22 protein-coding genes are annotated in these 24,433 nt (G+C 60.8%); 15 read left to right on the top strand and 7 right to left on the bottom strand.

Annotated elements, in window-relative coordinates:
• Positions 1-19: 19 nt before the first annotated feature.
• The 4 genes from WBR25_RS16750 to torC form a co-directional block, all read right to left on the bottom strand.
• Complete coding sequence (locus WBR25_RS16750) at positions 20-388, bottom strand: hypothetical protein (RefSeq protein ID WP_005349490.1); 369 nt, start codon at positions 386-388, stop codon at positions 20-22.
• A gap of 7 nt (positions 389-395) precedes the next feature.
• On the bottom strand, positions 396-1,064 hold the full coding sequence (gene torD, locus WBR25_RS16745) for a molecular chaperone TorD (RefSeq protein ID WP_021230390.1): 669 nt from the start codon (positions 1,062-1,064) through the stop codon (positions 396-398).
• A 99-nt stretch (positions 1,065-1,163) separates the two neighbouring features.
• Positions 1,164-3,656: a trimethylamine-N-oxide reductase TorA gene (gene torA, locus WBR25_RS16740; RefSeq protein WP_479748667.1), complete on the bottom strand. Its 2,493-nt coding sequence runs from the start codon at positions 3,654-3,656 to the stop codon at positions 1,164-1,166.
• A gap of 27 nt (positions 3,657-3,683) precedes the next feature.
• Positions 3,684-4,850 (bottom strand): pentaheme c-type cytochrome TorC, encoded by a 1,167-nt coding sequence (gene torC / locus WBR25_RS16735; protein WP_005343495.1) that lies wholly within the window; start codon positions 4,848-4,850, stop codon positions 3,684-3,686.
• A 145-nt stretch (positions 4,851-4,995) separates the two neighbouring features.
• Between torC and torR the strand changes: the two genes are divergently transcribed.
• Positions 4,996-5,709, top strand: coding sequence for a two-component system response regulator TorR (torR, locus tag WBR25_RS16730; RefSeq protein ID WP_021230387.1), 714 nt, complete (start codon positions 4,996-4,998; stop codon positions 5,707-5,709).
• A gap of 36 nt (positions 5,710-5,745) precedes the next feature.
• Here the strand turns inward: torR and WBR25_RS16725 are convergent, their stop codons facing one another.
• Both WBR25_RS16725 and torT read right to left on the bottom strand, forming a co-directional pair.
• Positions 5,746-6,150, bottom strand: a complete 405-nt coding sequence (locus WBR25_RS16725) for a GFA family protein (protein ID WP_040095811.1) — start codon at positions 6,148-6,150, stop codon at positions 5,746-5,748.
• Positions 6,151-6,187: 37 nt separating this feature from the next.
• Positions 6,188-7,234, bottom strand: a complete 1,047-nt coding sequence (torT, locus tag WBR25_RS16720; protein WP_479748665.1) for a TMAO reductase system periplasmic protein TorT — start codon at positions 7,232-7,234, stop codon at positions 6,188-6,190.
• 70 nt (positions 7,235-7,304) lie between these two features.
• On the opposite strand from torT, the gene torS reads away from it, so the two are divergent.
• The gene (gene torS, locus WBR25_RS16715; protein ID WP_479748664.1) at positions 7,305-10,130 is read left to right on the top strand and encodes a TMAO reductase system sensor histidine kinase/response regulator TorS; all 2,826 of its coding nucleotides are present in this window, start codon (positions 7,305-7,307) and stop codon (positions 10,128-10,130) included.
• Between the two features lie 49 nt (positions 10,131-10,179).
• Here torS and WBR25_RS16710 read toward each other — a convergent pair whose 3' ends face one another.
• Entirely contained in the window at positions 10,180-10,464 is a 285-nt protein-coding gene (locus WBR25_RS16710; protein WP_019445934.1) for a hypothetical protein, read from the bottom strand.
• A gap of 324 nt (positions 10,465-10,788) precedes the next feature.
• Between WBR25_RS16710 and glyA the strand changes: the two genes are divergently transcribed.
• The 13 genes from glyA to WBR25_RS16645 all read left to right on the top strand — a co-directional run bounded on the left by glyA (position 10,789) and on the right by WBR25_RS16645 (position 24,396).
• Positions 10,789-12,042, top strand: a complete 1,254-nt coding sequence (gene glyA, locus WBR25_RS16705; protein WP_005338884.1) for a serine hydroxymethyltransferase — start codon at positions 10,789-10,791, stop codon at positions 12,040-12,042.
• A gap of 150 nt (positions 12,043-12,192) precedes the next feature.
• Positions 12,193-12,642, top strand: a complete 450-nt coding sequence (gene nrdR / locus WBR25_RS16700) for a transcriptional regulator NrdR (RefSeq protein WP_005338880.1) — start codon at positions 12,193-12,195, stop codon at positions 12,640-12,642.
• Positions 12,643-12,841: 199 nt separating this feature from the next.
• The gene (ribD, locus tag WBR25_RS16695) at positions 12,842-13,951 is read left to right on the top strand and encodes a bifunctional diaminohydroxyphosphoribosylaminopyrimidine deaminase/5-amino-6-(5-phosphoribosylamino)uracil reductase RibD (protein WP_279486015.1); all 1,110 of its coding nucleotides are present in this window, start codon (positions 12,842-12,844) and stop codon (positions 13,949-13,951) included.
• A gap of 55 nt (positions 13,952-14,006) precedes the next feature.
• Positions 14,007-14,660, top strand: coding sequence for a riboflavin synthase (locus WBR25_RS16690; RefSeq protein WP_371166971.1), 654 nt, complete (start codon positions 14,007-14,009; stop codon positions 14,658-14,660).
• 149 nt (positions 14,661-14,809) lie between these two features.
• Positions 14,810-15,919 (top strand): bifunctional 3,4-dihydroxy-2-butanone-4-phosphate synthase/GTP cyclohydrolase II, encoded by a 1,110-nt coding sequence (gene ribBA, locus WBR25_RS16685; RefSeq protein WP_005358461.1) that lies wholly within the window; start codon positions 14,810-14,812, stop codon positions 15,917-15,919.
• Between the two features lie 212 nt (positions 15,920-16,131).
• Entirely contained in the window at positions 16,132-16,602 is a 471-nt protein-coding gene (ribH, locus tag WBR25_RS16680) for a 6,7-dimethyl-8-ribityllumazine synthase (RefSeq protein WP_005338866.1), read from the top strand.
• Between the two features lie 14 nt (positions 16,603-16,616).
• Positions 16,617-17,030 (top strand): transcription antitermination factor NusB, encoded by a 414-nt coding sequence (gene nusB / locus WBR25_RS16675; RefSeq protein ID WP_005343514.1) that lies wholly within the window; start codon positions 16,617-16,619, stop codon positions 17,028-17,030.
• A gap of 57 nt (positions 17,031-17,087) precedes the next feature.
• A complete protein-coding gene (gene thiL, locus WBR25_RS16670; protein WP_031227625.1) occupies positions 17,088-18,047 on the top strand; it encodes a thiamine-phosphate kinase in 960 nt (319 codons plus the stop codon).
• On the top strand, positions 18,044-18,538 hold the full coding sequence (locus WBR25_RS16665) for a phosphatidylglycerophosphatase A family protein (RefSeq protein WP_201952506.1): 495 nt from the start codon (positions 18,044-18,046) through the stop codon (positions 18,536-18,538). Before thiL ends, WBR25_RS16665 begins: the two co-directional genes overlap by 4 nt.
• Before the next feature lie 487 nt (positions 18,539-19,025).
• On the top strand, positions 19,026-20,750 hold the full coding sequence (locus tag WBR25_RS16660) for a dipeptide ABC transporter ATP-binding protein (protein ID WP_167556690.1): 1,725 nt from the start codon (positions 19,026-19,028) through the stop codon (positions 20,748-20,750).
• A 70-nt stretch (positions 20,751-20,820) separates the two neighbouring features.
• Positions 20,821-22,377, top strand: coding sequence for an ABC transporter substrate-binding protein (locus WBR25_RS16655; RefSeq protein ID WP_139472032.1), 1,557 nt, complete (start codon positions 20,821-20,823; stop codon positions 22,375-22,377).
• Positions 22,378-22,476: 99 nt separating this feature from the next.
• A complete protein-coding gene (locus tag WBR25_RS16650) occupies positions 22,477-23,451 on the top strand; it encodes an ABC transporter permease (RefSeq protein ID WP_005349514.1) in 975 nt (324 codons plus the stop codon).
• 3 nt (positions 23,452-23,454) lie between these two features.
• On the top strand, positions 23,455-24,396 hold the full coding sequence (locus tag WBR25_RS16645; RefSeq protein WP_019445927.1) for an ABC transporter permease: 942 nt from the start codon (positions 23,455-23,457) through the stop codon (positions 24,394-24,396).
• Positions 24,397-24,433: the final 37 nt, after the last annotated feature.

Raw genomic sequence — 24,433 nt, 5'->3', positions numbered from 1 at the left:
ATGGAAAAGGGGCGAGTGGTTATCCCTTCTGGCGACCAAACGCCTGAATGCCGCGCACCAGTACCAGCCAGCCGAGCAGATGGAAGGGGAGGGCAAGCAGATAGAGCAGCAGGAAGTGTGACTCGCTGCCACTGCTGTTGATGAAGTCGATCCAGGCGGCCAGCAGCGCCAGCATGCCGGCGATCTGGAAGCGGCGGCGCAACACCACCTCGACGCCGAGGTTGGCAAGGTAGAGGGTGAGCAGGATGCCGGCAAAGCCGGTGAGCTGGGCGGTGCCGTAGAGCTCGCGATCTGGGTTGAACAGCAGCGCAATCAGGGGAGTAATGCCCTGATCCAGCGGGATCAGGGCCAGCAGCCAGCATGCAATCAGAAGCAGGGCTGTCTTCATCGCGGGCTCAGTCGGCGGACGGTGCCGGTTTGACCAGAGAGAGGTAGTTGGCATCCATCTTGAGGAAGACCCCCAGCAGACGGGCACTGGCGCCGTAGAAGCCAAACCGGTCGGCGGCGCGACAGGCGCTTTCGAACTTGTCAAACCAGCCCAGCAGATGGCCGTGCAGCAGCGCTTCCTGCTCGTCGAGCCAGCGTTCCCGCTCGGCTGCGCTCTTGGCTTCCGCCGCGCGGATGATGAGATTGCCCATCAGATCCAGCTCGATGGCTAGATGATCCGCAGGCTCTTTGTATTTATCGCTGACATTGATGCCGAGGCGATCTAGGCGGGCCTGCATCTCGGCCATCGGGGCCTGCATCAGCAGCTTGGCCTCGCCGCGGTAGAGCGATTCGTAGGGCAGGGCGCCCTGTTTGGGATCCACCAGAAACAGACCGGCGAAGTCGGCGGCGAGTTCCAGCTGGCGATCCGGACGCACCAGCAGGCGGGCGATGGCCTCGTTGAGTTCGGCCACGGCTTCGCGCATCGGATCCAGGGTGGAGAGGCTTTTCAGGAAGCTTCGTACGTCATAGGTGTCATATTCGGCGATCTGCTCATCACTGAGTTCGGCGGCGAACAGGGTGGAGAACCACCAGTAGAGTTCGGCCCGGCGTTCGCTGGTAGCCATAAATTCCTGCATTTTTCCTCCGTGGATGGCAATCGGGAGCCTTGATGGCTCCCGATTCTAACGACTTTAAAAATAAAGGAAACTCAAGGGGGCGCTTTCGTCCCCCCGGGGTCAGAGTGCCGGGAACATGGGGTCGATGCCTTTGGCCGATTCCGGCGCGCCGAAGGCAGTGACGGCAGGTGCCTGCCCGCGGAACTTCTCGATCTCCACCAGCGCGGTATGGGCCGTGGTAGCCTGCGCCAGGCTGGAGGAGCCGATGTCGGCAGTCAGCACGTTGGGATCGCCGTAGGTACAGAGAGTCCCTACCTTGCCACCCTCTTGCGGGCCATACCAGGCTCCTTCCTGAATGCGCACCACGCCGGGGGCGTAGTCATCGCTTACCACCAGACCGGCCAATACCTGACCGCGGCCGTTGAACACCCGCACCAGATCGCCGTCCTTGAGGCCGCGGGATTTGGCATCCTGCGGATTCATGTAGACAGGCTCGCGACCCTGCACTGTGTAGGTGGCGCGATAGTTGTCGGAGGAGCAGAGCTGGCTGTGCAGCCGCTTGTCCGGGTGGCAGGATTGCAGGTGCAGCGGGTACTGTTTGCTGCCCGACCCGCCGTGGGAGCGCTCGTAGGGCTCGATCCAGACCGGATGGCCCGGGCAATCCCCATAGCCGTAGTCGGCGATGGTCTTGGAGTAGATCTCGATAAGGCCAGACGGGGTACCGAGCGGCTCCAGATCCGGCTCCTGACGGAACGACTCGTGGCGCACCCAGGGTTGGCCTGCCGGGAAGGTGACGAAGCCCTCGCCGTGCCAGAACTGGCTGAAACGGGGCAGACGGATGCCGATGCCGCGACCCTGCAGGCGGGCATCGTCATAGATGCTCTGGATCCACTCCAGCTTGCTCTTGCCACCGGTGAACTCGACCTCACGACCAAAGCGACGGCAAAGATCGGCGAAGATGTCGTAGTCATCGCGCGCCTCGAACAGCGGCTCCACCACCTTGTACATGGCCAGAATGCCCGCGTTGGAGTGGGAGCCCCATTGCTCTATGTCGTCCCGCTCATAGGTGGTGGTGGCGGGCAGCACGATATCGGCGAAACGGCAGCTGGCCGTCCACTGGTGATCGATGCTGACCACGGTTTCCAGCTTGCGCCAGGCGGCGACCATCTTGTTGCGATCCTGCTGGTGGTGGAACGGGTTGTTGCCGCAGAACACCGCCATCTTCATGTGGGGGTAGGTGATGGTCTGGCCGTTGAAGTCGATCTGCTTGCCCGGATTGAGGATGCAGTCGACGAAGCGGGCCACCGGAATGAATTTGGAGTAGCCCTTCCAGTCGCCGTCATGGAGTGGTTTAACGCCGGGAATGACCGAGCTGAAACCGGACATGATGGGGCCGCTGGAGGTGATGGTGCCCGCCCCGTTGTAGTGCCAGCCAAAGCCGTAACCGCCACCTGGCAGGCCGATCTGACCAAGCATAGAGGCCAGTACCACCAGCATCCAGGCGTACTGTTCGCCGTGGTGCATGCGCTGCACGCACCAGCCGCCGATAAGCTGGGTGCGGCCGCTGCTCATGGCGCGTGCCAGCTCGCGGATGGTCTCGGCTGGTACGCCACAGATGGCCGCGGCCCACTCCGCATCCTTCACCTGACCATCGCTGGTGCCCAGCAGGTAGGGCAGGAACTTGTCAAAGCCGGTGGTGTAGTTCTTCAGGAACGCCTCGTCGTGGCGCTTCTCGCTGTAGAGGGTGTGGGCGATGCCCAGCATCAGCGGTACGTCGGTCTGCGGATTCAGGGTCACCTGATCGCAATTGAGGTACTTCTGGGTCTTGGATTTGACCGGATCGACACTGATCACCCGGATCTCGCCCTTGGCTACCTTCTCTTTCAGCTGTGCCCAGTAGTCGTAGACGCTGTGATCCGGCACCAGCCAGCCCACCTGCAGGTTCTTGATGGGATCGGAGCCCCAGATAACGATGGTCTTGCTGTGTTCCAGCACCAGCGGCCAGGAGGTCTGCTGCTCGTATACCTCCATGGCGCCCGCCACGTGGGGCAGGATCACCTGGGCGGCACCGGTGGAGTAGTCACCAGCCTTGGCCAGATAGGTGCCGTGCAGGTTCATGGCGCGCCCCAGCATGGCACCAGCGGAGTGCAGTTTGCCTACCGACTGCCAGCCGGAGTGACCGGCATAGAGGGCGCTCGGGCCATAGATCTTCTGCACCCGCTCCAGCTCGTGATAGAAGAAGTCCAGCGCCTGGGACCAGGTCACCCGCACGAAGCGGTTCTGGCCACGTTCGCTGGTGTCGGACTGGTGCCCCTTGCGCAGCCAGTCCAGTCGCACCATGGGGTAGCGGATGCGGGAGGGGTTGTAGACCACCTCACTCAAGGCCTTGAGCATGTCGGTGGGGTGCTTGTCATGCTCGAACGGCAGGGTCTCGACCCAGCGGCCATCGACCACCCGGGCACGGAAGGCGCCCCAGTGGGAGCCGGACTGCACCAGCTTGTCGCCAGACTCGGCGGCCATCACGGCGCGACCGAGCAGGGAGGGGCCGATCAGGGCAGAGGCACCGCTGACCAGCAAGCCACCCAGAAAACCACGACGGGAAATATTGATCATCTTGTTATTCCTCTTTCGAATCCGGACTTAGTGGCTGCCCTGACCACCGGTATCGGCGGCATGATTTTGCAGGTATTTGAGCAGGGTGCGCTCCTCTTCCTTGCTCAGGCGATAGTAGGCAGACATCGCCTTGAGCCCCGAGATCCAGCCGTTGGCAGTGAAGTGAGCGGGATCCGGCGCGCCGTGGCAGGAGTTGCAGGTGGATTTGTACATCTCGCCAGCGTAATCCCAGATCGGTTTGAGCGAGGACTCAAAGCCCTTGCCATCGACCCAGGCTTGCACCTGAACCTGTTCCCACTTGATATGGGTGGCGCTGTCGGTCTCCTGTTTGAGCACTTTCTCGCTCGCTTTCAGTTCGTCACGGATGGTGGCGACGAAGACCCGCTTGCCCATGTATTCGCTCAGCACCCGGCCCTTGCCATCGCTCTCGCGCCACCCTTCGATGGTCACCTTGAGGCGATCGCCGCTGCGGTCCACCACGTCGATGCGGGAGGCGGGCAGCAGTTTGCCGACCGGGTCGGTGCTCTGTTCGCTGGCATAGAGATCTTTTTCACCCAGGTTGTAGAGGGTCTCGGCGGCTGGCGCCTCTTGCGCGTCGTTGACCAGAGTGGCGTAAGTGGCCCGGAAGCCGCCCGCCATGTTGGGCAGTTCGTGGGCGATGCCCTTGTGGCACTCGATGCAGTTCATGTTCTTCGCCGCCGCATCTTTCATCGCCAGCGCAGCCGCCGGGGACTGCTTGGCGTGATCCATGTTGTCGTAGCTGTGGCAGGACTTGCAGGTCTTGGAGTTCTGGCTGCTCATCCGTGCCCACACCTTCTCGGCCAGATGCAGGCGCCGGTCCTCGAACTTCTCCTGGGTGTCGATGCTGTGGCCTATGTACTCCTGATAGAGGTCGTTGGCCGCCTCCATCTTGCGGGCCACCTTGCCGACGAAATCTTTCGGCTGATGACAGTCGGTACAGACCGCCTGTACCCCTGAGGCATTCTTGAAGTGGATGGACTCCTTGTACTCCGGATAGACGGTGTCTTTCATGGAGTGGCAGGAGATACAGAATTCGAGGCTGCTGGTTTTCTCAAAGCCGTAGTGCAGGCCGACGGTGCCCGCGAGGGTGACGCCGACGCCCACCAGAAGCAGCGCCAGTACCGACCAGCGACGGCTGGGGGTGCGCAGGAAGTGCCACAGTTTTTTCATCATGCTCTCTCACATCACTTTTTTGATGGGAGCCATGATAGGGAGGCGTTGTGAACAGGGCTGCCGCCACAAATTAATGAAATAGGGGTATTTATGACAAAATGTGAATAGAATAATCCTCCCTTGTCGACCATCGTGAACCCTGCCCATGAGCTACCACATTCTGGTTGTTGAAGATGATGCGGTTACCCGCGAGAAGCTGACCGGCTATTTCGAGCGGGAGGGCTATCGGGTGACGGCGGTCGAAAATGGCCAGGAGATGCGCGCCGTGCTGGCGGAGCAGACGGTCGATCTGGTGATGCTGGATATCAACCTGCCGGGGGAAGATGGTCTGCTGCTGACCCGTGAACTGCGGGCGCGCAGCACGGTGGGGATCATTCTGGTCACCGGCCGCAGCGATGCGGTGGACCGGATTGTCGGCCTCGAGATGGGGGCCGATGACTATGTCACCAAGCCATTTGAGCTGCGGGAGTTGCTGGTGCGGGTCAAGAATCTGCTGTGGCGGATCTCGCTGGCGGCCGCCGCGCCGAGCGAGCCTGCGGTGGTTGACGATGCGGTGCGCTTTGGCCCCTGGCGTTTTGACATTCCCCGTCGCCAGCTCAGCAAGGACGGAGTGCCGGTGCGTCTGACCAAGGCCGAATATGAAGTGCTGGTGGCCTTTGTCGCCCATGCCGGGCGGGTGCTCAGTCGGGAGCGGATCCTGACCCTTATCAGCCATCGCGGCGATGGCCCGAGCGATCGCACCATAGACGTGTTGATCCGGCGGCTGCGCGGCAAGATGGAAGCGGATCCGCGGGATCCCCAGCTGTTTGTCACCGTCCATGGTGAAGGCTATCTGTTTGCCGGCGAGATAGCCTCCTGATCCCGTTACGGTGGCCTTGACCTGTTTGACCGGGTATCAGACCGGCGGGCGGGTATCAAATTGCGGGCAGTCATCGCCAATCTGGTGCCAGGGCGCCTTGGAGCCGACAAAGATGTGAAACGCGGGTCGCTGGCTCGGCACGTCGTCCAGTACCCCCAACCGCAGGTTGATCTTGCCGCTGCTGCTCTTCTGGCTGAACAGGCTGGAGCCGCAGTGACGACAGAAGGCCAGGGTGGTCTCTGCCGATTTCCGGTAGCGGCCGATGGCCTCTTCCCCCTTTACGATGGTGACCTTGTTGCCATCCAGTCCACCTACAGAGGCGTAATCTCCCCCTGAAAACTTGCGGCATTCGCTGCAGTGGCAGTTACCCATATAGTCGAACTGATCCGGCAGGGTCAGGGCGATGGCGCCGCACAGGCAGCTGGCATGTAACTCTTTCATCTCTTCTCCTTGAGTGTGCTAATCGGATTTGGGACGGCTATTCGACCCGATAGACGGGACGAAAAGCGCCATCCGAGAGGGAATCGGCGGGGTCGGCCAGCGGTGCAGATAGCGTCAGAATGGGGGGGCCCATCACCCGCGGGCACTGCTCGGCATTGGCATCAGGGTCTTGCAGCAGGCAGACCGCCTGAGCGACCGCAAGGCGCCCCTGCAGCCGCATCTGATCGCTGTTGGCGGCCAGGATCTTGCCCCGGCGCAGGCCCCGCTGTACCCCGTGGCTGAAGTAGGTGCTCAGCACCTGGGGCCTGTCGAGATGGCGCTGCGCCAGCTCGTTGACCGCCACTTCGGCGGCGATGGCGCCCCCCACCAGATAGTCGAGGTCGGGATAGCGGGCCAGCGTCTGCTGCACCAGGGTGCGCTGGATTTCCCGGCTGTTGTCGCCGCGCTCGGTGGTGACCAGCTTGATGGCGCTCCCCTTGATGGCATCGGCAAAGCCCGGCTCGACGAAGTTGTTGCCGCCGCTTGCCTGCGGGCCGGGGAAGAGGGCGACCGAGACCGGCTTGCTGCCGGCGGGGTGGCGCTTCGCCAGCCAGTGGCCAATTTGCCAGCCCATCTGGTACCAGGAGACCCCCATCTTCGCTTGCACCAGACCGCTGGGTAGATCGTTGACCAACCCAAAGACCGGCAGCGGCGTGACCTTGATGGCCTCGCGCAAGCCCTGATAGCTCACCGCGCCGAACAAGATGGCGTCGCTCCCTTCCTGCACGCAGCGCTGCAACTGCTGGCGCTGCTCGGCGAGGGCGCCGTAACCCCCCGCTTCGTGGATCTGCAACTTGACTCCCAACCGCTTCGCCTCGTCCACCATGCCCTGATTGACCGAGAGCCAGTAGGCGTCGCGCAGATGGGGGTAGAGTGCACAGAGGGTCAGCGGTTTGGTTGCGGCGGCGGGTTCCTGCCACTGCTGGCGCAGCGGCTGGCCGCTGAATTCGCCGCCGGGCCAGATATCGACCGCAAAGGCGAGCGCGGCGCGGGGAAGCATTAGCAACCAGATCAGCAACAACGGGGAGAGATAGACGCTTCGCATGGTCAGGGGTTTTGTTAAAGTGTTGGGCCATATTATCCGGTCAAAGCCGACCACAACCAAGGGACTTCCCGTGAGAATCTTTTCCGGCCTGGGTGGCAAGTTGCTGCTGGCCTTCTCCCTGATGGCGTTGTTGACCCTGAGTGCCTCCCTGCTGGGCTGGGTGGGGCTTAGCCATCTGCGCCAGCTGGAGCAAGGGGTGCAGCAGACCCTGGCCGATCAGGAGCTGGCCCGCACACTCTCTCGCCTCAGCGGTGAGATCCAGAGCGCGTCACGGCTGCTGGCCACCGCAACCAGCGAGCAGGAGCGGGAGCATCAGGGGCGCTTGCTCACTCTGCAGGGGCAACAGTTGCAGCAGGTACTGGCACAACTTGGCCGTGGGCAGGGTTCAACAAGCCTCGATCAGCTCAGCCAGAGCATTATCGGTAATCTGGGTCAGCAGGGCTGGCTGGTGGGAGAGCGGTTGACCCTGATGGCACAGGGGGAGGCGCAGCGGGCCCGTCTGGTGGCGGGGGCCGGGCAGATTGCCGAGCTGGCGCGCAGTCAGATGGAGAACGCCGAAACCGTGATGGTGGCGGGATTGGGCTCCCTCTACCAACAACAAGGTGCGCAGGCGACCCGGACGCTGGACCGCCTGCTGGAGCAGGATTTCGACTGGCTGGAGCAGATGACCGAGCTGCGTCATCGCACCCTGATGCAGCAGCAGCGCATCGAGGAGATGTGGCGCAGCGAACGGCAGGAACAGTTGCAAACGCTATTGCAAGATGGGCAGCGGGAGCTGGCTATCTTGCAACTGCGGGCCGGGGCAGTGACCGACCCGGCCCGCCGGCAGGCGGTGGAGCAGGCGCTGACCGTGCTGGCGCAAAGCGACAAGCTGGTGCAACTGCGCAGTGACTGGCTCGGCAAGGGGGAGGCGCTGCGGGTGCTGGCCAATGCCAATGAGGCCCTGATGAGCAGCCTCAACCAGCAGGTCGGTGAGCTGGTCAGCCGTGCCCGCGATTCGCTGGGGCAGAGCCAGCAGGCGCTAAGCCAGCGCCTCAGGCTGCTGGAGCAGGCGCTGATGGGCATTGGCCTGCTCACCCTGCTACTGCTGATGCTGCTGATGTGGCGCATGGTCTACGGCCGGATCGTCTGGCCGCTGCAACGGGCGGTGGCGGGGATGAGCCGGTTGGCGCGCGGGGATCTGGCACCTCTTGAGCCGATCGCCAGCACCGGGCGCGATGAGCTGGCGGAGCTGGGCCGAGCTTTACAGGTGTTTCGTGACAATGCGGTGGAGCTGGGCCGCTATCAGCGCGAGCTGGAGTCGCGGGTCGAGGAGCGCACCGGCCAGCTCAGCCACGCCAACGAGCGGCTCAATGAGGAGGTGGAGAAGCAGCGGCAGGCCCGCGCCGAGGCAGAGCAGGCCAACCGCGCCAAGTCGGTGTTTCTCGCCACTATGAGCCACGAGATCCGCACCCCCATGAACGGCATCCTCGGGGGCCTGACGCTGCTGGAAGATACCCACCTCAGCGATACCCAGCAGCACTATCTGGCCGCCATCGAGCACAGCGGTGAATCCCTGCTGGAGATCCTCAACGACATTCTCGACTACTCCAAGATCGAGGCGGGCCATGTGGAGGCGCGCCGCGAACCCTTCCCCCTGTTCCAGCTGGTGGATGAGCTCTGCGCGTTGTTTCGGCCAAAGGCAGCGGCCAAGGGGGTCACCCTGGCGCTGGAATATGCGCCCGGGCTGGCGCCTGTGGTCGAGGGGGATCTAGGCAAGCTGCGCCAGGTGCTCGGCAACTTGCTCGGCAATGCGGTCAAGTTTACCGCCCGTGGCCAGATTACCCTGACGGTGGCGCCCCTTGCCTGCCAAGGCCCTTGCGCCGAGCCCTGCATCCGCTTCGTGGTGCGCGATACCGGCCCCGGCATTCCGGCCGATGAGCAGGAGGCGGTGTTCGAGGCGTTTCGCCAGCGCAAGCGTGATATAGGCCATCTGGGCGGCACTGGGCTGGGACTGGCGATCAGCCGCAAGCTGGTGACTGCCATGGGGGGCGAGCTGATCCTTGCCAGCGAACCGGGCAAGGGGTGTGAATTCAGCTTCAGTTTGCCGTTGCAGCGTTCGAGCGCCCAGCTGCCTGCCGAGGCGCAACCGCTGCACCTTGGCCAGTCCCGTGACATCCTGCTGGTGGAGGATAACGAGATCAACCGGTTGGTGGCGCACGGCATGCTGACCCGCCTCGGCCATCGCGTCACCCTGGCGGAGGATGGCCGCAGCGCGCTGGCGCTGGTGACCGAGCGCCCCTTCGAGTTGGCGCTGCTTGATATCAATCTGCCCGATATGGACGGCATGACCCTGCGCGAGGATCTGGCCGCCATCAGTGAAGAGATGCATGAGCGGCCGCTGCCCGCCATCGCTATCTCGGCCCAGATGTATCCGGAGGATATCCGCCATTGCCTTGCCGCCGGGTTTGTCGATTTTGTCGGCAAGCCGGTGCGGCTGGCGGTGCTGGCGAACGCCATAGATCAACTATTTCGGCAAGAAGGGGCCTCTATCGAGCCGCAGGTGCAGTTATCAATAGCCGTGCCCCCAACTAACCACCCCGAGTGGGCCAATCCGGTGCTGGATGCCGATCTGCCCCTGCTCGGCATGGCGCGGATCCGCCAGCTGGTCGCGCTGTTTGAGTCGCAAGGGCGGGTGTTGGTGGATAAGTTGGCTCAGGGTGAGGGAAGTGAGCAACGTCAGCTGGCGCACAAGCTCAAGGGGAGTGCGCTGGCGCTGGGGTTGACCGAATTGGCCAGCCATTGTGCGGTTCTTGAGGCGGGAGGCGGTGAGCCTGCGACAATCGGGGCGCAATTTGAAGCGGCGGTGAGCGGGTTGCAGCAGTGGCTGACGGCCAACAGGGATGCGCCGTTCTGATCCCAGCTGGCTATACAACGTTTAGAGGGGGTGGCCAGCCCCTGCGCCGTTATTCGATCTCGCGAAACAGCACCTGCTTGCACTTGGCACAGACCCATTCCCGGCGAAAATCGGTCAGGTGCACCATGCCTACCTCCAGCAACTCGTGGTGGCCGCAGTGATAACAGAAGATGATGTCGCCATCGACTGATTCAGGGTGGGCCGCCAGATATTCGGCTTTGGTGGGGAGTTGCTCCCACGAGGTGGTGGGGACATGCTTGCGCTGGCTGGTGTAGTAGACCCAGTAGAACAGAAAAAAGACAGCCAGGATCACGAATGTCAGCAGATGGTCCATCTTGAACTCCTCCGGTTAGGTGCAGCCCCTCGGATGCATGGCTGCAATCAGCTCCATCATCATTAAATTTGTTTCGAATGAATATGTTACAGGATGGATAAAGAGGGCGCTGTGATCCCCTTCGGGTTTTGCCCGCCCGCCGCAGGATGAAAAATGTGCCGTTTGGCGGAGCGGCCAGGGTATTGAACGGGGAGGGAATCTTGCTTTTTACAACATAAATTCAACATTTTTTTAGGTGGTTGGACTGTCTCTTTGATCCAGCTCACGTTACAATGCCCGCGCCCACTTCACCTAACGCGCAAACGATTTTTAGGAGAGAAACGGATGTTGAAACGTGACATGACCATCGCCAATTATGATCCGCAATTGTGGCAGGCCATCACAGACGAAACCCGTCGTCAGGAAGAGCATATCGAGCTGATTGCGTCTGAGAACTACACCAGCCCCCGTGTCATGGAAGCTCAGGGCTCCCAGCTGACCAACAAGTACGCTGAAGGTTACCCCTCCAAGCGTTACTACGGTGGTTGCGAGTATGTGGATGTGGTCGAAACCCTGGCCATCGAGCGCGCCAAAGAGCTGTTCGGTGCCACTTACGCCAACGTGCAGCCGCACTCCGGCTCTCAGGCCAACAGCGCCGTTTACATGGCTCTGCTGCAGCCGGGCGACACCGTACTGGGCATGAACCTGGCCCACGGTGGTCACCTGACCCACGGCTCTCCGGTCAACTTCTCCGGCAAGCTTTACAACATTGTGCCTTACGGTATCGATGAGTCCGGCAAGATCGACTACGACGACATGGAACGTCAGGCTGTCGAGCACAAGCCGAAGATGATGATCGGTGGCTTCTCCGCCTACTCCGGCATCGTTGACTGGGCCCGCATGCGCGAAATCGCCGACAAGGTCGGTGCTTACCTGTTCGTCGACATGGCTCACGTGGCGGGTCTGATCGCCGCTGGCGTCTACCCGAACCCGGTTCCCCACGCTCACGTGGTCACCTCCACCACTCACAAGACCCTGGCCGGTCCGCGCGGTGGTCTTATTCTCTCCGCTGCTGACGACGAGGAGCTCTACAAGAAGCTCAACTCTGCCGTCTTCCCGGGTGGTCAGGGCGGCCCGCTGATGCACGTCATCGCCGGTAAAGCCGTTGCCTTCAAAGAGGCGCTGGAGCCGGAGTTCAAGACCTATCAGGCTCAGGTCGTCAAAAACGCCAAGGCGATGGCCGCCACCTTTATCGAGCGCGGTTACAAGATCGTCTCCGGCGGTACCGACAACCACCTGATGCTGGTTGATCTGATCGGCCGCGAGCTGACCGGTAAGGACGCTGACGCTGCGTTGGGCAAAGCCAACATCACCGTCAACAAGAACTCCGTGCCCAACGACCCGCGCTCCCCGTTCGTCACCTCCGGTGTGCGGATCGGTACCCCGGCCATCACCCGCCGCGGTTTCAAGGAAGCCGAGTCCATCGAGCTGACCCACTGGATCTGCGACGTACTGGACAACCACGACAACGATGCCGTGCTGGCTACCGTACGCGAGAAGGTGCTGGATATCTGCCGCCGCTTCCCGGTCTATGGCTGATAAGTCAGACCATCCGGTTTGAGACCAATGCCACCTGCGGGTGGCATTGTTTTTTCTGGCTTTTACCGGTTTTGGATGGCCGTGCTACACTGGCCGACCTAGATCCTGGCCCGCCGGGCCGGTCCCTGTTCCATTAACGCCGGAGGTCCGATGCATTGCCCATTCTGTAGTGCGGTTGATACCAAGGTGATCGATTCCCGTCTGGTGGCAGAAGGCCATCAGGTGCGCCGCCGTCGTGAGTGTCTGCTCTGTCACGAGCGTTTTACCACCTTCGAGATGGCCGAGCTGGTGATGCCCCGCGTCATCAAGTCCAACGGTTCCCGCGAGCCGTTCAACGAAGACAAGCTGCGCGCCGGCATCCTGCGGGCGCTGGAGAAGCGGCCGGTGAGCATGGAGGCCATCGAAAAGGCGGTCAACCATATCAAATCCCGCCTGCGTGCCACCGGTGAGCGTGAGGTCGCCTCCGAGCTGGTGGGCAATCTGGTGATGGATGAGCTCAAGAGTCTGGACAAGGTGGCCTATATCCGCTTTGCCTCCGTCTATCGCAGCTTCGAAGATATTCGCGAGTTCGGTGAAGAGATCGCCAAATTGGAGAAATGATGGTATCGGATGGGCAAGTGGATATCCGCTTCGCCCCTCTCTACCTCAGGACACGAAGATATTCGCGAGTTCGGCGAAGAGATCGCCAAGCTGGAGAAGTAAACCGCCATTCTCACCCATGTTGCTGCGTCCGATTACGCTGCGCTAATCGAACCTACGATACTGCGTAAAGTCGAGATGTGTTGTCAAAGGAGCCCGAATGTTTAGTCAAGATGATTACCAATGGATGAGTCGGGCCCTCGAACTGGCCCGCCGCGGCCGCTACACCACGGCCCCCAACCCCTGCGTCGGCGCCGTGCTGGTCAAAGATGGCGTGGTGGTTGGCGAAGGGTGGCATCAGAAGGCGGGCGAGCCCCATGCCGAGGTCTACGCCCTGCGCGCCGCCGGTGACAACGCCCGTGGCGCTACCGCCTATGTAACTCTCGAACCCTGTTCCCATCATGGTCGTACTCCCCCCTGCGCCGAGGCGCTGATCAACGCTGGCGTAGCGCGGGTGGTGGCGGCCATGGTCGATCCCAATCCCCAGGTGGGTGGGCGTGGCCTGCGGATGCTCTCCGAAGCGGGGATCAAGACCGATTTCGGCCTGCTGGCGAGCGAAGCCGAAGCGCTCAACCCGGGCTTTTTCAAGCGGATGCGTACCGCCTTCCCGCGGGTGACCGTCAAGCTGGGGGCCAGCCTCGATGGCCGCACCGCCATGGCGAGCGGCGAGAGCCAGTGGATCACCTCCCCGGATGCACGCCGCGACGTGCAGCGGCTGCGGGCCCGTCACGATGCGGTGCTCTCCAGCGCTGAAACCGTGCTGGCCGATGGTGCTTCCCTGACCGTGCGCTGGGACGAGCTACCCCCCTCGGTCAAGGCAAGTTATCCCAAAGAGACCCTGCGCCAGCCGCTGCGGGTCATCGTCGATTCGCAAAACCGCCTCACACCCGACTTGCCGCTGTTCCAGAGCGAGAGCCCGGTGTTGCTGGCTCGGCACAAGGCGTCCGGCGAGTGGCCCGCATGGGTGCAGCAGTTGGAGCTGCCACTGCTGGATGGCAAGCTGGATCTGGTCAGCCTCTTCATGCTGTTGGCCAAGCAGAACGTCAACTCGGTACTGGTCGAGTCGGGGCCGCGGCTCTGCGGCGCTCTGCTGGAGAAGGGGCTGGTGGATGAGCTGGTGCTCTATCAGGCACCCAAACTGATGGGTGACGAAGGGCGCGGCCTGTTCCATCTGCCGGGCCTGACCCGGCTGTTCCAGGCGCCCAAGCTCGCCATCAAGGACGTGCGCATGGTGGGGCCGGATATTCGCATTACCGCCAAAATAGCCTGATTTATCAATGTTCAAGGGGGCATAATCAGCCCCCGTCATCAGCAAGGTGATCTGCATGTTTACCGGAATTATCGAAGCGGTGGGAACCCTGGCCGAACTGCGCCGTCAGGGCGATGACATGGCCCTCACCGTCCACGCACCAGGTCTGGATTTTAGCGACGTCAAACTGGGCGACTCCATCGCCACCAACGGCGTCTGCCTCACCGTCGTGGCGCTCGGCGACAAGAGCTATACCGCCGACGTGTCGCTGGAAACCCTCTCCCGAACCGGCTTTGCCGCCGCCAAGGTGGGCGATCGGGTCAACCTGGAGAAGGCGCTGATGCCCACCTCCCGCCTCGGCGGCCATCTGGTCTCCGGCCACGTAGACGGAGTAGGGGAAGTGAAAAGCGTCTCCAGCAGCGGCCGCGCCATCGAGTACTGGGTCAAGGCGCCGGGCGAGCTCTCCCGCTATATCGCCGAGAAGGGCTCCATTGCGGTGGATGGCATCAGCCTCACGGTGAACGCGGTGCAGGGGGACCTTTTCCGTCTGACCATCGTGCCCCACACAGCCCAGGAGACCACCATCGCCAGCTGGAAGCCGGGCCGCAAGGTCAACCTCGAGGTGGATCAGATCGCCCGCTATCTGGAGCGGCTGATGATGGGGAAAAGTCAGGAGAGCAGCGCCTCGACCCTGACCATGGAGACGCTGGCCAAGGCCGGTTTTCTCTGACGGTGTGCGCTAAATCTGGCCACCAAAACGATTTTCTGTGATCCCGCTCTGATTGAAATGGAGCCGCTAGCCCCAATCTAGAGCAACATACACACGCATTTGCGTTGAGCCTGCGGGCTCAACCCCCAAGCACACTGATGGAGTAGCCCATGGCGCTGAGCACAACCCAGGAAATCATTGCCGATATCAAGGCTGGCAAGATGGTGATCCTGATGGATGACGAAGACAGGGAGAACGAAGGGGACCTCATCATGGCCGCCTCCTGCGTCCGTCCGGAGGATATCAACTTCATGGCCCGCTACGGCCGTGGCCTCATCTGCCTGACCCTGACCCGGGATCGCTGCAAGCAATTGGCGCTGCCGCTGATGGTGGATCGCAACAATGCCCAGTTTTCCACCGCCTTTACCGTCTCCATCGAGGCGGCAGAAGGGGTGACCACAGGTATCTCAGCCGCCGATCGTGCGGTGACCGTGCAGGCGGCAGTGGCGCCCAATGCCAAGGCGGCCGATCTGGTGCAGCCGGGCCATATCTTCCCGCTGATGGCGCAGGATGGCGGCGTGCTGACCCGCGCCGGCCACACCGAAGCCGGTTGCGATCTGGCTCGTCTGGCCGGTTTCGAGCCTGCCGCCGTCATCGTCGAGATCCTCAACGAAGATGGCACCATGGCGCGCCGTCCGGATCTGGAGGTGTTCGCCGAGGAGCATGGCATCAAGCTCGGCACCATTGCCGACCTTATCGAGTACCGCAACCAGCACGAGACCACGGTCGAGAAGGTGGCCGAGTGCAAGTTGCCGACCGAGTTTGGCGAGTTTGACCTCATCACCTTCCGCGACACTATCGACAATCAGGTTCACTTCGCCCTGAAAAAGGGTGAGGTGCAGGCCGATCAGCCGACCCTGGTGCGGGTTCATCTGCACGATGTGCTGAGCGATCTGCTGCTGACCGACCGCCATGCAGCCCGTAGCTGGCCGCTGCCCAAATCCATGGCCCGCATCGCTGACGAAGGCGGGGTGCTGGTGATTTTGGGGGCGGAATCCCATGGCGCCGAGCTGCTGGCTAGGGTCAAGGGTTTTGAAGCCGCCGACAAGGGGCTAGCACCGGAAGGAGCCAAGTGGCAGGGCACCTCGCGCCGGGTTGGTGTGGGTTCCCAGATCCTCAAGGCCCTTGGCGTGAGCAAGATGCGCCTGTTGAGCTCGCCGAAGAAGTACCATGCCCTCGGTGGTTTCGGTCTGGAAGTGGTTGAGTACGTCGGCGAGTAAAGGACTCAAGGTTCTACCAGAGAAGCACCATCCCCTTCCGGGTGGCTTCGGTCTGGAAGTCGTGGAATTTACCGGCGAGTAAGCGCGCCGGACTGGTTAAATCGCGATCATGGCCGTCTATTGCGGCCATGGTTTTTGTCGTGGGTCTGTTGTGCTAGAATGTGCGCACTTTTGACTCCGGCCCTTTTGATTGCACAGATACAGGATTTCCAATGAAGGTTATCGAAGGAAATATCGCCGCTCCTGAGGCGCGTGTTGCTATTGTTGTTGCCCGTTTCAACAGCTTCATCAACGACAGTCTGGTGAACGGCGCGGTGGACGTACTGAAGCGTCAAGGTCAAGTGCAGGACAGCAACCTGACACTGGTAAAAGTGCCGGGCGCGGTTGAAATGCCATTGGTCATCAAGAAGCTGGCCAAGAGTGGTCAATACGACGCCATCGTGGCGGTCGGTACTGTCATCCGTGGCGGCACCTACCACTTCGACCTGGTGGCAAACGAGAACAGCAAGGGCATGGCCCAGGTAATGATGGAATATGAAATTCCCGTTGCCTTCGGTGTGCTGACCACTGAAAACATTGAACAAGCCATCGAGCGTGCAGGTACCAAGGCGGGTAACAAGGGTGCAGAGGCTGCACTGGCAGCGCTCGAAATGATCAACGTCCTGAAAGAACTGGACGTGTAACGAGGAGAAGTACATTGAAACCGTCTGAGCGCCGTAAAGCCCGCCATTGCGCCACCCAGGCCATCTACCAGTGGCAGATGACCAAGGCTAACGTGGGTGACATCGAAGAGCAGTTCAAGATCGATCAGGACACCAAGGGTGTAGACCTGAACTATTTCCGCGATCTGCTGTTCGGGGTAGCCCTCCACTGCAGCGAGCTGGACAAGGTGTTTGCACCTTTCCTCTCCCGTCCGCTGGAAGAAGTGGACATGGTGGACAAGGCGATCCTGCGTCTGGCGACCTACGAGCTGACCCGTCGTGATGATGTACCGCCGCGCGTGGTCATCAACGAAGCGATCGAGCTGGCCAAAGCTTTTGCTGCCGATGACAGCCACAAGTTTGTCAACGGTGTACTGGACAAGGTGATCAAGTCGCTGAACAAGCGTTGATCCTGCTGTCCGTCAGCATCTAAGAGAGGAGCCAGCTTATTGCTGGCTTTTTACTGTATGGGTGAATTTGAGCTGATTGATAAGTACTTCAAGGTTCCCCACGCCCGCAAGGACGTGGTGATGGGCCCTGGAGATGACTGTGCCCTGCTGACCCTGCCCCCCGATACCCAGCTGGCGGTGAGCACCGACACTCTGGTGAGCGGCGTACACTTCTTTCCCGACATGGATCCGGTGGATCTCGGCTACAAGGCGCTGGCGGTCAATCTCTCCGATCTCGCCGCCATGGGGGCCGAGCCGCGCTGGGTGTCGCTGGCGCTGACTCTGCCTGCCATCAACGAAGGTTGGGTTGCCGGTTTTGCCGAAGGGTTTCTGGAGCTGGCCGAGTACTACAACGTGGCGCTGGTGGGCGGAGACATGACCCGCGGACCACTCTCCATCACTATCTCGGTGAAGGGATCGGTGCCTGCCGGTCGCGCCCTGATGCGCAGCGGTGCCAAAGCCGGTGACGGCATCTATGTGACCGGCACTCTGGGAGATGCCGCGCTGGCGCTCTCCCACCTGCTGGGCAAACGCACCCTCAACGAGAACCAGCTGGCTGCGGTGCTGCCACGGCTCGACCACCCCCATCCCCGTATTCTGGCCGGTCAGGCCCTGCGCGGGCTGGCGGGCAGTGCGCTGGATCTCTCCGATGGGCTGGCATCGGATCTCGGCCATATCCTCAAGGCCTCCGGCGTGCGGGCCCAGATCGATCTCGATCTGCTGCCGCTCTCACCGGTGCTGCAGGATGCGGTGAGCGAGCAGGAGGCGTGGCAACTGGCGCTGGCCGGTGGCGATGACTACGAGCTCTGCTTCACCGTACCAGAGGAGCACCGCGGCGCGCTCGATACGGCGCTGGCCCACAGCGGGGTCAAGTTCAGCCGCATCGGCCGCATCGTGGCGGGTGAGCCGGGCATCGAGTACCTGCGTGGCGACCAGGCGGTCGAGTTGCAACTGAAAGGGTGGGATCACTTCGCATGAGTTTGTTCAGGATAAAGCCCGAGCTGAAACGACTGGATCTGAAAAATCCGCTTCATTTTTTGGCGGTGGGGTTTGGTTCCGGTCTCAGCCCCAAGGCGCCGGGCACCATGGGCACCCTGGTGGCCATTCCGCTCTACCTGCTGGTGAGCGGGCTGCCGACCCAATGGTTTATCGCCTTGCTGGCGGTGGGTTTTGTTGTGGGGATCCGTATCTGCCAGAGCGCCACCGATGCCATCGGCATGCCGGATCACGGCGCCGTCGTCTGGGACGAGGTGATCGGTTTTGGCGTCACCATGATCGCAGCGCCAGCCGGTTGGGAGTGGGTGGTGGCGGGCTTCGCGCTGTTCCGGTTGTTTGATGTGCTCAAGCCTTGGCCCATCTCCTGGTTTGATCGCCGGATCCACGGTGGCCTGGGCATCATGCTGGACGATCTGATCGCCGGCCTGTTCGCCCTGTTTTGTATGCAATTACTGGCATTCTGGCTCGGTTGAGAGCCATCTTCCGGGGGATGACTGTTCTTGCATCCCCCGATTTATATCTGCTTAATTTTCATTCATCGGCATATGCTGCCGTTTATCATCCATTTCACATAAATATTCACTACTCATTCGGGGCTGGTGATTGTTTTGGAAATAGTGATAAATGCTGCTTGTTGCGTTGTTGTTGAAATTAAAGTAATGATACCAATAGATGTACGGACGCACCGGCCATTTGTGTGATGAAAATCATCATTTATCTCTGACGAATTGGTGGTTATCTGCACAAAACATTGCGGAATTGTATAACTCAATCATTTACACCCGTGGTCAAACCGTCTAAGTTACTCGCGGGTTATTCCAAAAAAATGCAAAAAACCCGCCCGGATCGCTGGTTTCGCTGCCTCATGGATTGAGCAAATATTGCCCAAGGTAACAACCGGCATCTGCGGCTGATTTACGGACGAATTATTTGGGACGGATGTCCCCCGCAGAGGTAAACATGTCCTTGCTCGAAGTAAAGAACTTGCGGATCGAGTACCCCTCCCGCTACGGGGTACTGGCCGCGGTGAAGGATCTCTCTTTCTCTATCGAAAAGGGTGAGATTGTCGGGGTGGTCGGTGAATCCGGCGCCGGCAAGTCCACCATCGGCAACGCCGTTATCGATCTCCTGAGCCCGCCGGGTCGCATCGCCCGTGGTGATATCTATCTCAATGGCGAGCTCATCTCCGGCAAGAGCCAGAACGAGATGCGGGCCATCCGTGGCTCCCGTATCGGGTTCATATTCCAGGACCCCATGACCTCCCTCAACCCGCTGTTCACCGTTGAGCATCAGCTGGTGGAGACCATTCTGGCCAATACCGACCTCTCTCGCGAAGCCGCTTTTGCCAAGGCATTGGAGCTGATGGGGGCAGTGGGGATCCCGAGTCCGGAGCTGCGCATCAAGCAGTACCCACACCAGTTTTCCGGTGGCATGCGTCAGCGGGTGGTTATCGCCATCGCGCTCTCCTGCGATCCGGAGCTGATCATCGCCGATGAGCCGACCACGGCGCTCGACGTCTCCATTCAGGATCAGATCCTCCAGCTTATCCGCGCCCTCTGCAAAGAGCGTCAGGTGGGCTGCATGCTGGTGACCCACGATATGGGGGTGGTCTCCAACGTGACCGACAAGGTGGCGGTGATGTATCGCGGCGATCTGGTGGAGTTCGGCCTGACCGAACAGGTGCTGGGCAGCCCCAATCACCCCTACACCCGCAGCCTCATCTCGGCGGTCCCCCGCTCTGACGTGAAGCTGGTGCGCTTCCCGCTGGTCTCCTATATCGAGGATGCCAGTGCGCCGGATACCAATATCGACCTCAAGACCCACTGGCTCGGCCAGAGTCAGGACGAGCGTGCCTATGAAGGGGCGCTGCTGCGGGTGGAGAACGTCGATCTGAAGTTCGTCACCAAGGACTCCATCTTCCCGAGCCGCCGCCAGTATGTGCGCGCCTGCAACAACATCAGCTTCGAGATCTTCGAAGGGGAGACCTTCGGTCTGGTGGGGGAGTCGGGCTCCGGCAAATCGACCATTGCCCGCGCCATCACCGGTCTCTATCCGCCTGATACCGGCAAAATCTTCTTTGAGGGGATCGATCTGACCGCCCTCAAGAGCGAGCGCGAGCGTCGCCCACTGCGTCGCCAGATGCAGATGGTGTTCCAGAACCCCTATTCGTCGATGAACCCGCGGATGAAGGTGCGCGACATCATTGCCGAGCCGATCCGCTTCCATCAGCTGGCGAGCAGCGAGAGCCAGATTGAGGGGATTGTCGGCGATCTGCTGGATCACGTGGGTCTCGGTCGTGGTGCTGGCCTCAAGTATCCCCACGAGTTCTCTGGCGGCCAGCGCCAGCGCATCTCCATTGCCCGCGCCCTGGCCACTCGCCCGCGCTTCCTTATCTGCGACGAGCCGACCTCGGCGCTGGATGTGTCGGTGCAGGCCCAGATCCTCAACCTGCTCAAGGATCTGCAGCAGGAGCTCAAGCTCACCATGCTGTTTATCAGCCACGATCTGCCGGTGATCCGCCAGATGTGCGACCGCATCGGAGTGATGCAGCACGGCCATTTGGTGGAAGTGGCCGAGACCGAGAAACTCTTTACCAATGCCGAGCATGAGTACAGCCGCAAGCTGATCTCCCTCATGCCGGAGTTCAAGGGAATGTCCCGCGAGGGGCTGGAAATCGCAAGCTAGGAGAGCGCCGGTGCGCCGGTCTGCTTGTCAAAAAAAGTGTCATAAGAAAGCCAAAAGCATGGAGAACAAGATGAAGAAAGGATTGTCCAAGATTGCCCTGGCGCTGTTTGCCGCCGGTTTCGCCTTCAGTGTCTCAGCCGCTGATATCAAGGTGGGTGTCGCTTCTGACGCCACTTCGCTGGATCCGCAGGAGCAGCTCTCCGGTCAGACCCTGGAGATGTCGCACCTGGTATTCGATCCCCTGATGCGTTACACCCAGGACTTGCAGTTCGAGCCCCGTCTGGCCGAGAAGTTCGAGCGTGTCGATGACAAGACTGTCCGCTTCCACCTGCGCAAAGGGGTCAAGTTCCACTCCGGTAACGACTTCACCGCAGACGACGTGGTGTGGACCGTCAACCGCCTGAAATCCTCCGTCGACTTCAAGGCGATCTTCGATCCCATCAGCGAAGTGAAGAAGGTAGATGACTACACCGTCGATCTGATCACCGCCAAGCCGTTCCCGCTGGTGCTGCAGACCGTCACCTACATCTTCCCGATGGACTCCAAGTTCTACACCGGCAAGACCGAAGCGGGCAAAGACAAGGCCGAGATCGTCAAGAATGGTGACTCCTTTGCCTCGACCAATGTCTCCGGTACTGGCCCGTTCACCGTAAAGTTCCGCGAGCAGGGTGTGAAGCTGGATTATGCCCGCAACGCCAACTACTGGGATAAAGCCTCCAAGGGTAACGTCGAGAACCTGACCGTGGTGCCGATCAAGGAAGATGCGACCCGTGTTGCAGCCCTGCTGGGTGGCGATGTGGACATGATCTATCCGGTTGCGCCGAACGATCTGGAGCGCGTGAAGAATGGCAAGGACTCCCAGCTGGTCACCCTGTCCGGTACCCGCGCCATCATCATCGAGCTGAACCAGAACACCAACCCGGCACTGAAAGACAAGCGTGTACGTCAGGCCATCAACTACGCCATCAACCAGGTGGGTATCGTCGAGAAGATCAACAAGGGCTTCGGTACCCCTGCTGGTCAGCTGAGCCCGAAAGGCTATGCCGGTCACAACGAGGCGCTGGTACCCCAGTATGATCTGGCCAAGGCCAAGGAGCTGATGAAAGAGGCCGGTTACGAGAAAGGCTTCAAGATGACCTTCATCTCCCCGGCTGCCCGCTACGTCAACGATGTCAAGATTGCCCAGGCTGTTTCTGCCATGCTGGCCAAGATCAACATCAAGGTGGATCTGAAGACCATGCCGGTGGCCCAGTACTGGCCTGAGTTTGACAAGTGCGCCGCGGACATGCAGCTGATTGGCTGGCACTCCGACACCGAAGATACCGCGAACTTCTTCGAGTTCCTGACCTTCACCAAGGACGCCAAGACCGGTATGGGTCAGTACAACTGCGCCGGTTATGCCAACGCCGAAGCTGACAAGCTGGTGATGGATGCCAACGCCGAGACCGATCCGGCCAAGCGTGCCGAGATGCTGAAAAAGGTCGAAGCCATGCTGATCGAAGATGCTGCCTACGTGCCGTTGCATTGGGAAGATCTGGCCTATGGCGCCAAGAAGAACGTCGACATCAAGCCGGTGGTCAACGTGATGAACTTCCCTTACCTGGGTGACCTGGTGGTCAGCAAGTAAGAGAACGTCGCAAGGAAGGACGGGGCGGGGTGGTCAGCTGGCCACTCCGCCCACTAACAGAAGCCTGTGCCACGACACAGGCCACGTAGAAGGACAAGCATGTTTACATTCCTGCTGAAACGGTTCTATCAGGCCGTGATAGTGATGTTCGTCATCAGCCTGGTCGCCTTCTCCATCCAGGACAACCTGGGTGATCCGTTGCGCGAGCTGGTGGGACAATCCGTCTCCGAAGCCCAGCGTCACGAGTTGCGCGAGAAGATGGGCCTTAACGATCCCTTCCTCATCAAATACAGCCGCTTTTTGAAAAATGCGGTGCATGGGGATTTGGGCACCTCCTATTTCTTCAAGCGACCCGCTCTCGAGGTGATCCTCGACAAGCTGGTGGCTACCCTTGAGCTGGTGTTTGCCGCCGCGCTCATCATCGTGGTGGTCTCCATTCCACTCGGTGTCTATTCGGCGATCCGCCCGCGCAGCATTCCCACCAAGATCATCATGGCAGGGAGCAGTATCGGTATCTCGATCCCGGTATTTTTGACCGCCATCATGCTGATGTACCTCTTCTCCATCCAGCTGGGCTGGCTGCCGGCCTATGGCCGCGGCGAGACCCGTAACCTGCTGGGCTGGGAGTCGGGCTTCTTTACCTGGGACGGCATCCTGCACCTGATCCTGCCCGCGGTGTCGCTCTCTTCCATCATGCTGCCGCTGTTTATCCGGTTGGTGCGCTCCGAGATGCTGGAGCAGCTCTCCTCCGAATACGTCAAGTTCGCCCGAGCCAAGGGGCTGGACAACAACAAGGTCTACTATCAGCACGCTCTGAAGAACACCATGCTGCCGGTCATTACCGTCGGCGGGGTGCAGATCGGCACCATGGTGGCCTACACCATTCTGACCGAGAGCGTGTTCCAGTGGCCGGGCACCGGCTTCCTGTTCCTTGAGGCGATCCACCGGGTCGATACGCCCCTCATCACCGCCTACGTCATCTTCGTGGGACTGATCTTCGTGGTGACCAATACCCTGGTCGATCTGCTCTACGGGTTGATTAACCCGACCGTTAACCTGACCGCCAAGGGGTAACAGATGACTAATGCTGTAACTGCAAGCCCAAGCCGTTGGGCACGATTTAAGAACTCTGACATCGTCTACTACTTCCTGCGGGACAAGGTAGCCATGTTCAGCTTTGCGGTGTTCGTGGTATTTGTGCTGGCGGCGCTGCTGGCGCCCTGGCTCGCCCCGCACAACGTCTATGACCAGACCAGTTTTGATCTGATGGATGCCGAGTTGCCCCCCTCCTGGCTGGAAGGCGGCGAGGAGCGTTTCTGGCTCGGTACCGACAACCAGGGGCGGGATATCTGGAGCACCATTCTCTATGGCGCCCGTATCTCCCTCACCATCGGCCTGTTTGCGGTGGCGCTGCAGCTGGTGCTCGGTATCGTCATCGGTCTGATTGCCGGTTACTTCGGTGGCCGCATCGACAACCTGTTGATGCGCTTTGCCGATGTGCAGCTGTCGTTCTCCACCATGATGGTGGCGATCATCATCTCTGCCATCTTTCAGGCAACCTTTGGCTCCGAGTTCTACTCGAAGTTCGCCATCATGATGCTGGTGGTGATCATCGGTATTGCAGAGTGGCCGCAGTACGCCCGTACTGTGCGCGCCTCTGTGCTGGCGGAGAAGAAGAAGGAGTATGTGGAAGCGGCCAAGGTGATGGGGTTCCGCGCCCCGCGCATCATGTTCCGCCACATTCTGCCCAACTGCCTGTCGCCCATTCTGGTGATCTCCACCGTGCAGGTGGCCAACGCCATCATGAGCGAGGCGGCGCTCTCCTTCCTCGGGCTGGGAATGCCGGTTGATCAGCCCTCGCTCGGTTCGCTTATCAGCGTCGGCTTCAACTACATCTTCTCCGGCTCCTGGTGGATCACCGCCTTCCCGGGTATCTGTCTGGTGGTGCTGGTGCTGGTCATCAACCTGCTGGGTGACTGGCTGCGGGATGTGTTTAACCCCAAGATCTACAAAGGTTAACGCGGGCTGATTCTGAGGCGCCGAGTCGCAGCTGTCA

Source organism: Aeromonas sp. MTB (assembly GCF_056632455.1).
This window is presented reverse-complemented; position numbering and strand designations above follow the sequence as displayed.

Coding starts and splice junctions, on each gene's coding strand:
- WBR25_RS16750 (WP_005349490.1), bottom strand. CDS start 388: ATGAAGACAGCCCTGCTTCTGATTGCATGCTGGCTGCTGGCCCTGATC.
- torD (WP_021230390.1), bottom strand. CDS start 1,064: ATGCAGGAATTTATGGCTACCAGCGAACGCCGGGCCGAACTCTACTGG.
- torA (WP_479748667.1), bottom strand. CDS start 3,656: ATGATCAATATTTCCCGTCGTGGTTTTCTGGGTGGCTTGCTGGTCAGC.
- torC (WP_005343495.1), bottom strand. CDS start 4,850: ATGATGAAAAAACTGTGGCACTTCCTGCGCACCCCCAGCCGTCGCTGG.
- torR (WP_021230387.1), top strand. CDS start 4,996: ATGAGCTACCACATTCTGGTTGTTGAAGATGATGCGGTTACCCGCGAG.
- WBR25_RS16725 (WP_040095811.1), bottom strand. CDS start 6,150: ATGAAAGAGTTACATGCCAGCTGCCTGTGCGGCGCCATCGCCCTGACC.
- torT (WP_479748665.1), bottom strand. CDS start 7,234: ATGCGAAGCGTCTATCTCTCCCCGTTGTTGCTGATCTGGTTGCTAATG.
- WBR25_RS16710 (WP_019445934.1), bottom strand. CDS start 10,464: ATGGACCATCTGCTGACATTCGTGATCCTGGCTGTCTTTTTTCTGTTC.
- glyA (WP_005338884.1), top strand. CDS start 10,789: ATGTTGAAACGTGACATGACCATCGCCAATTATGATCCGCAATTGTGG.
- nrdR (WP_005338880.1), top strand. CDS start 12,193: ATGCATTGCCCATTCTGTAGTGCGGTTGATACCAAGGTGATCGATTCC.
- ribD (WP_279486015.1), top strand. CDS start 12,842: ATGTTTAGTCAAGATGATTACCAATGGATGAGTCGGGCCCTCGAACTG.
- WBR25_RS16690 (WP_371166971.1), top strand. CDS start 14,007: ATGTTTACCGGAATTATCGAAGCGGTGGGAACCCTGGCCGAACTGCGC.
- ribBA (WP_005358461.1), top strand. CDS start 14,810: ATGGCGCTGAGCACAACCCAGGAAATCATTGCCGATATCAAGGCTGGC.
- ribH (WP_005338866.1), top strand. CDS start 16,132: ATGAAGGTTATCGAAGGAAATATCGCCGCTCCTGAGGCGCGTGTTGCT.
- thiL (WP_031227625.1), top strand. CDS start 17,088: ATGGGTGAATTTGAGCTGATTGATAAGTACTTCAAGGTTCCCCACGCC.
- WBR25_RS16665 (WP_201952506.1), top strand. CDS start 18,044: ATGAGTTTGTTCAGGATAAAGCCCGAGCTGAAACGACTGGATCTGAAA.
- WBR25_RS16660 (WP_167556690.1), top strand. CDS start 19,026: ATGTCCTTGCTCGAAGTAAAGAACTTGCGGATCGAGTACCCCTCCCGC.
- WBR25_RS16655 (WP_139472032.1), top strand. CDS start 20,821: ATGAAGAAAGGATTGTCCAAGATTGCCCTGGCGCTGTTTGCCGCCGGT.
- WBR25_RS16650 (WP_005349514.1), top strand. CDS start 22,477: ATGTTTACATTCCTGCTGAAACGGTTCTATCAGGCCGTGATAGTGATG.
- WBR25_RS16645 (WP_019445927.1), top strand. CDS start 23,455: ATGACTAATGCTGTAACTGCAAGCCCAAGCCGTTGGGCACGATTTAAG.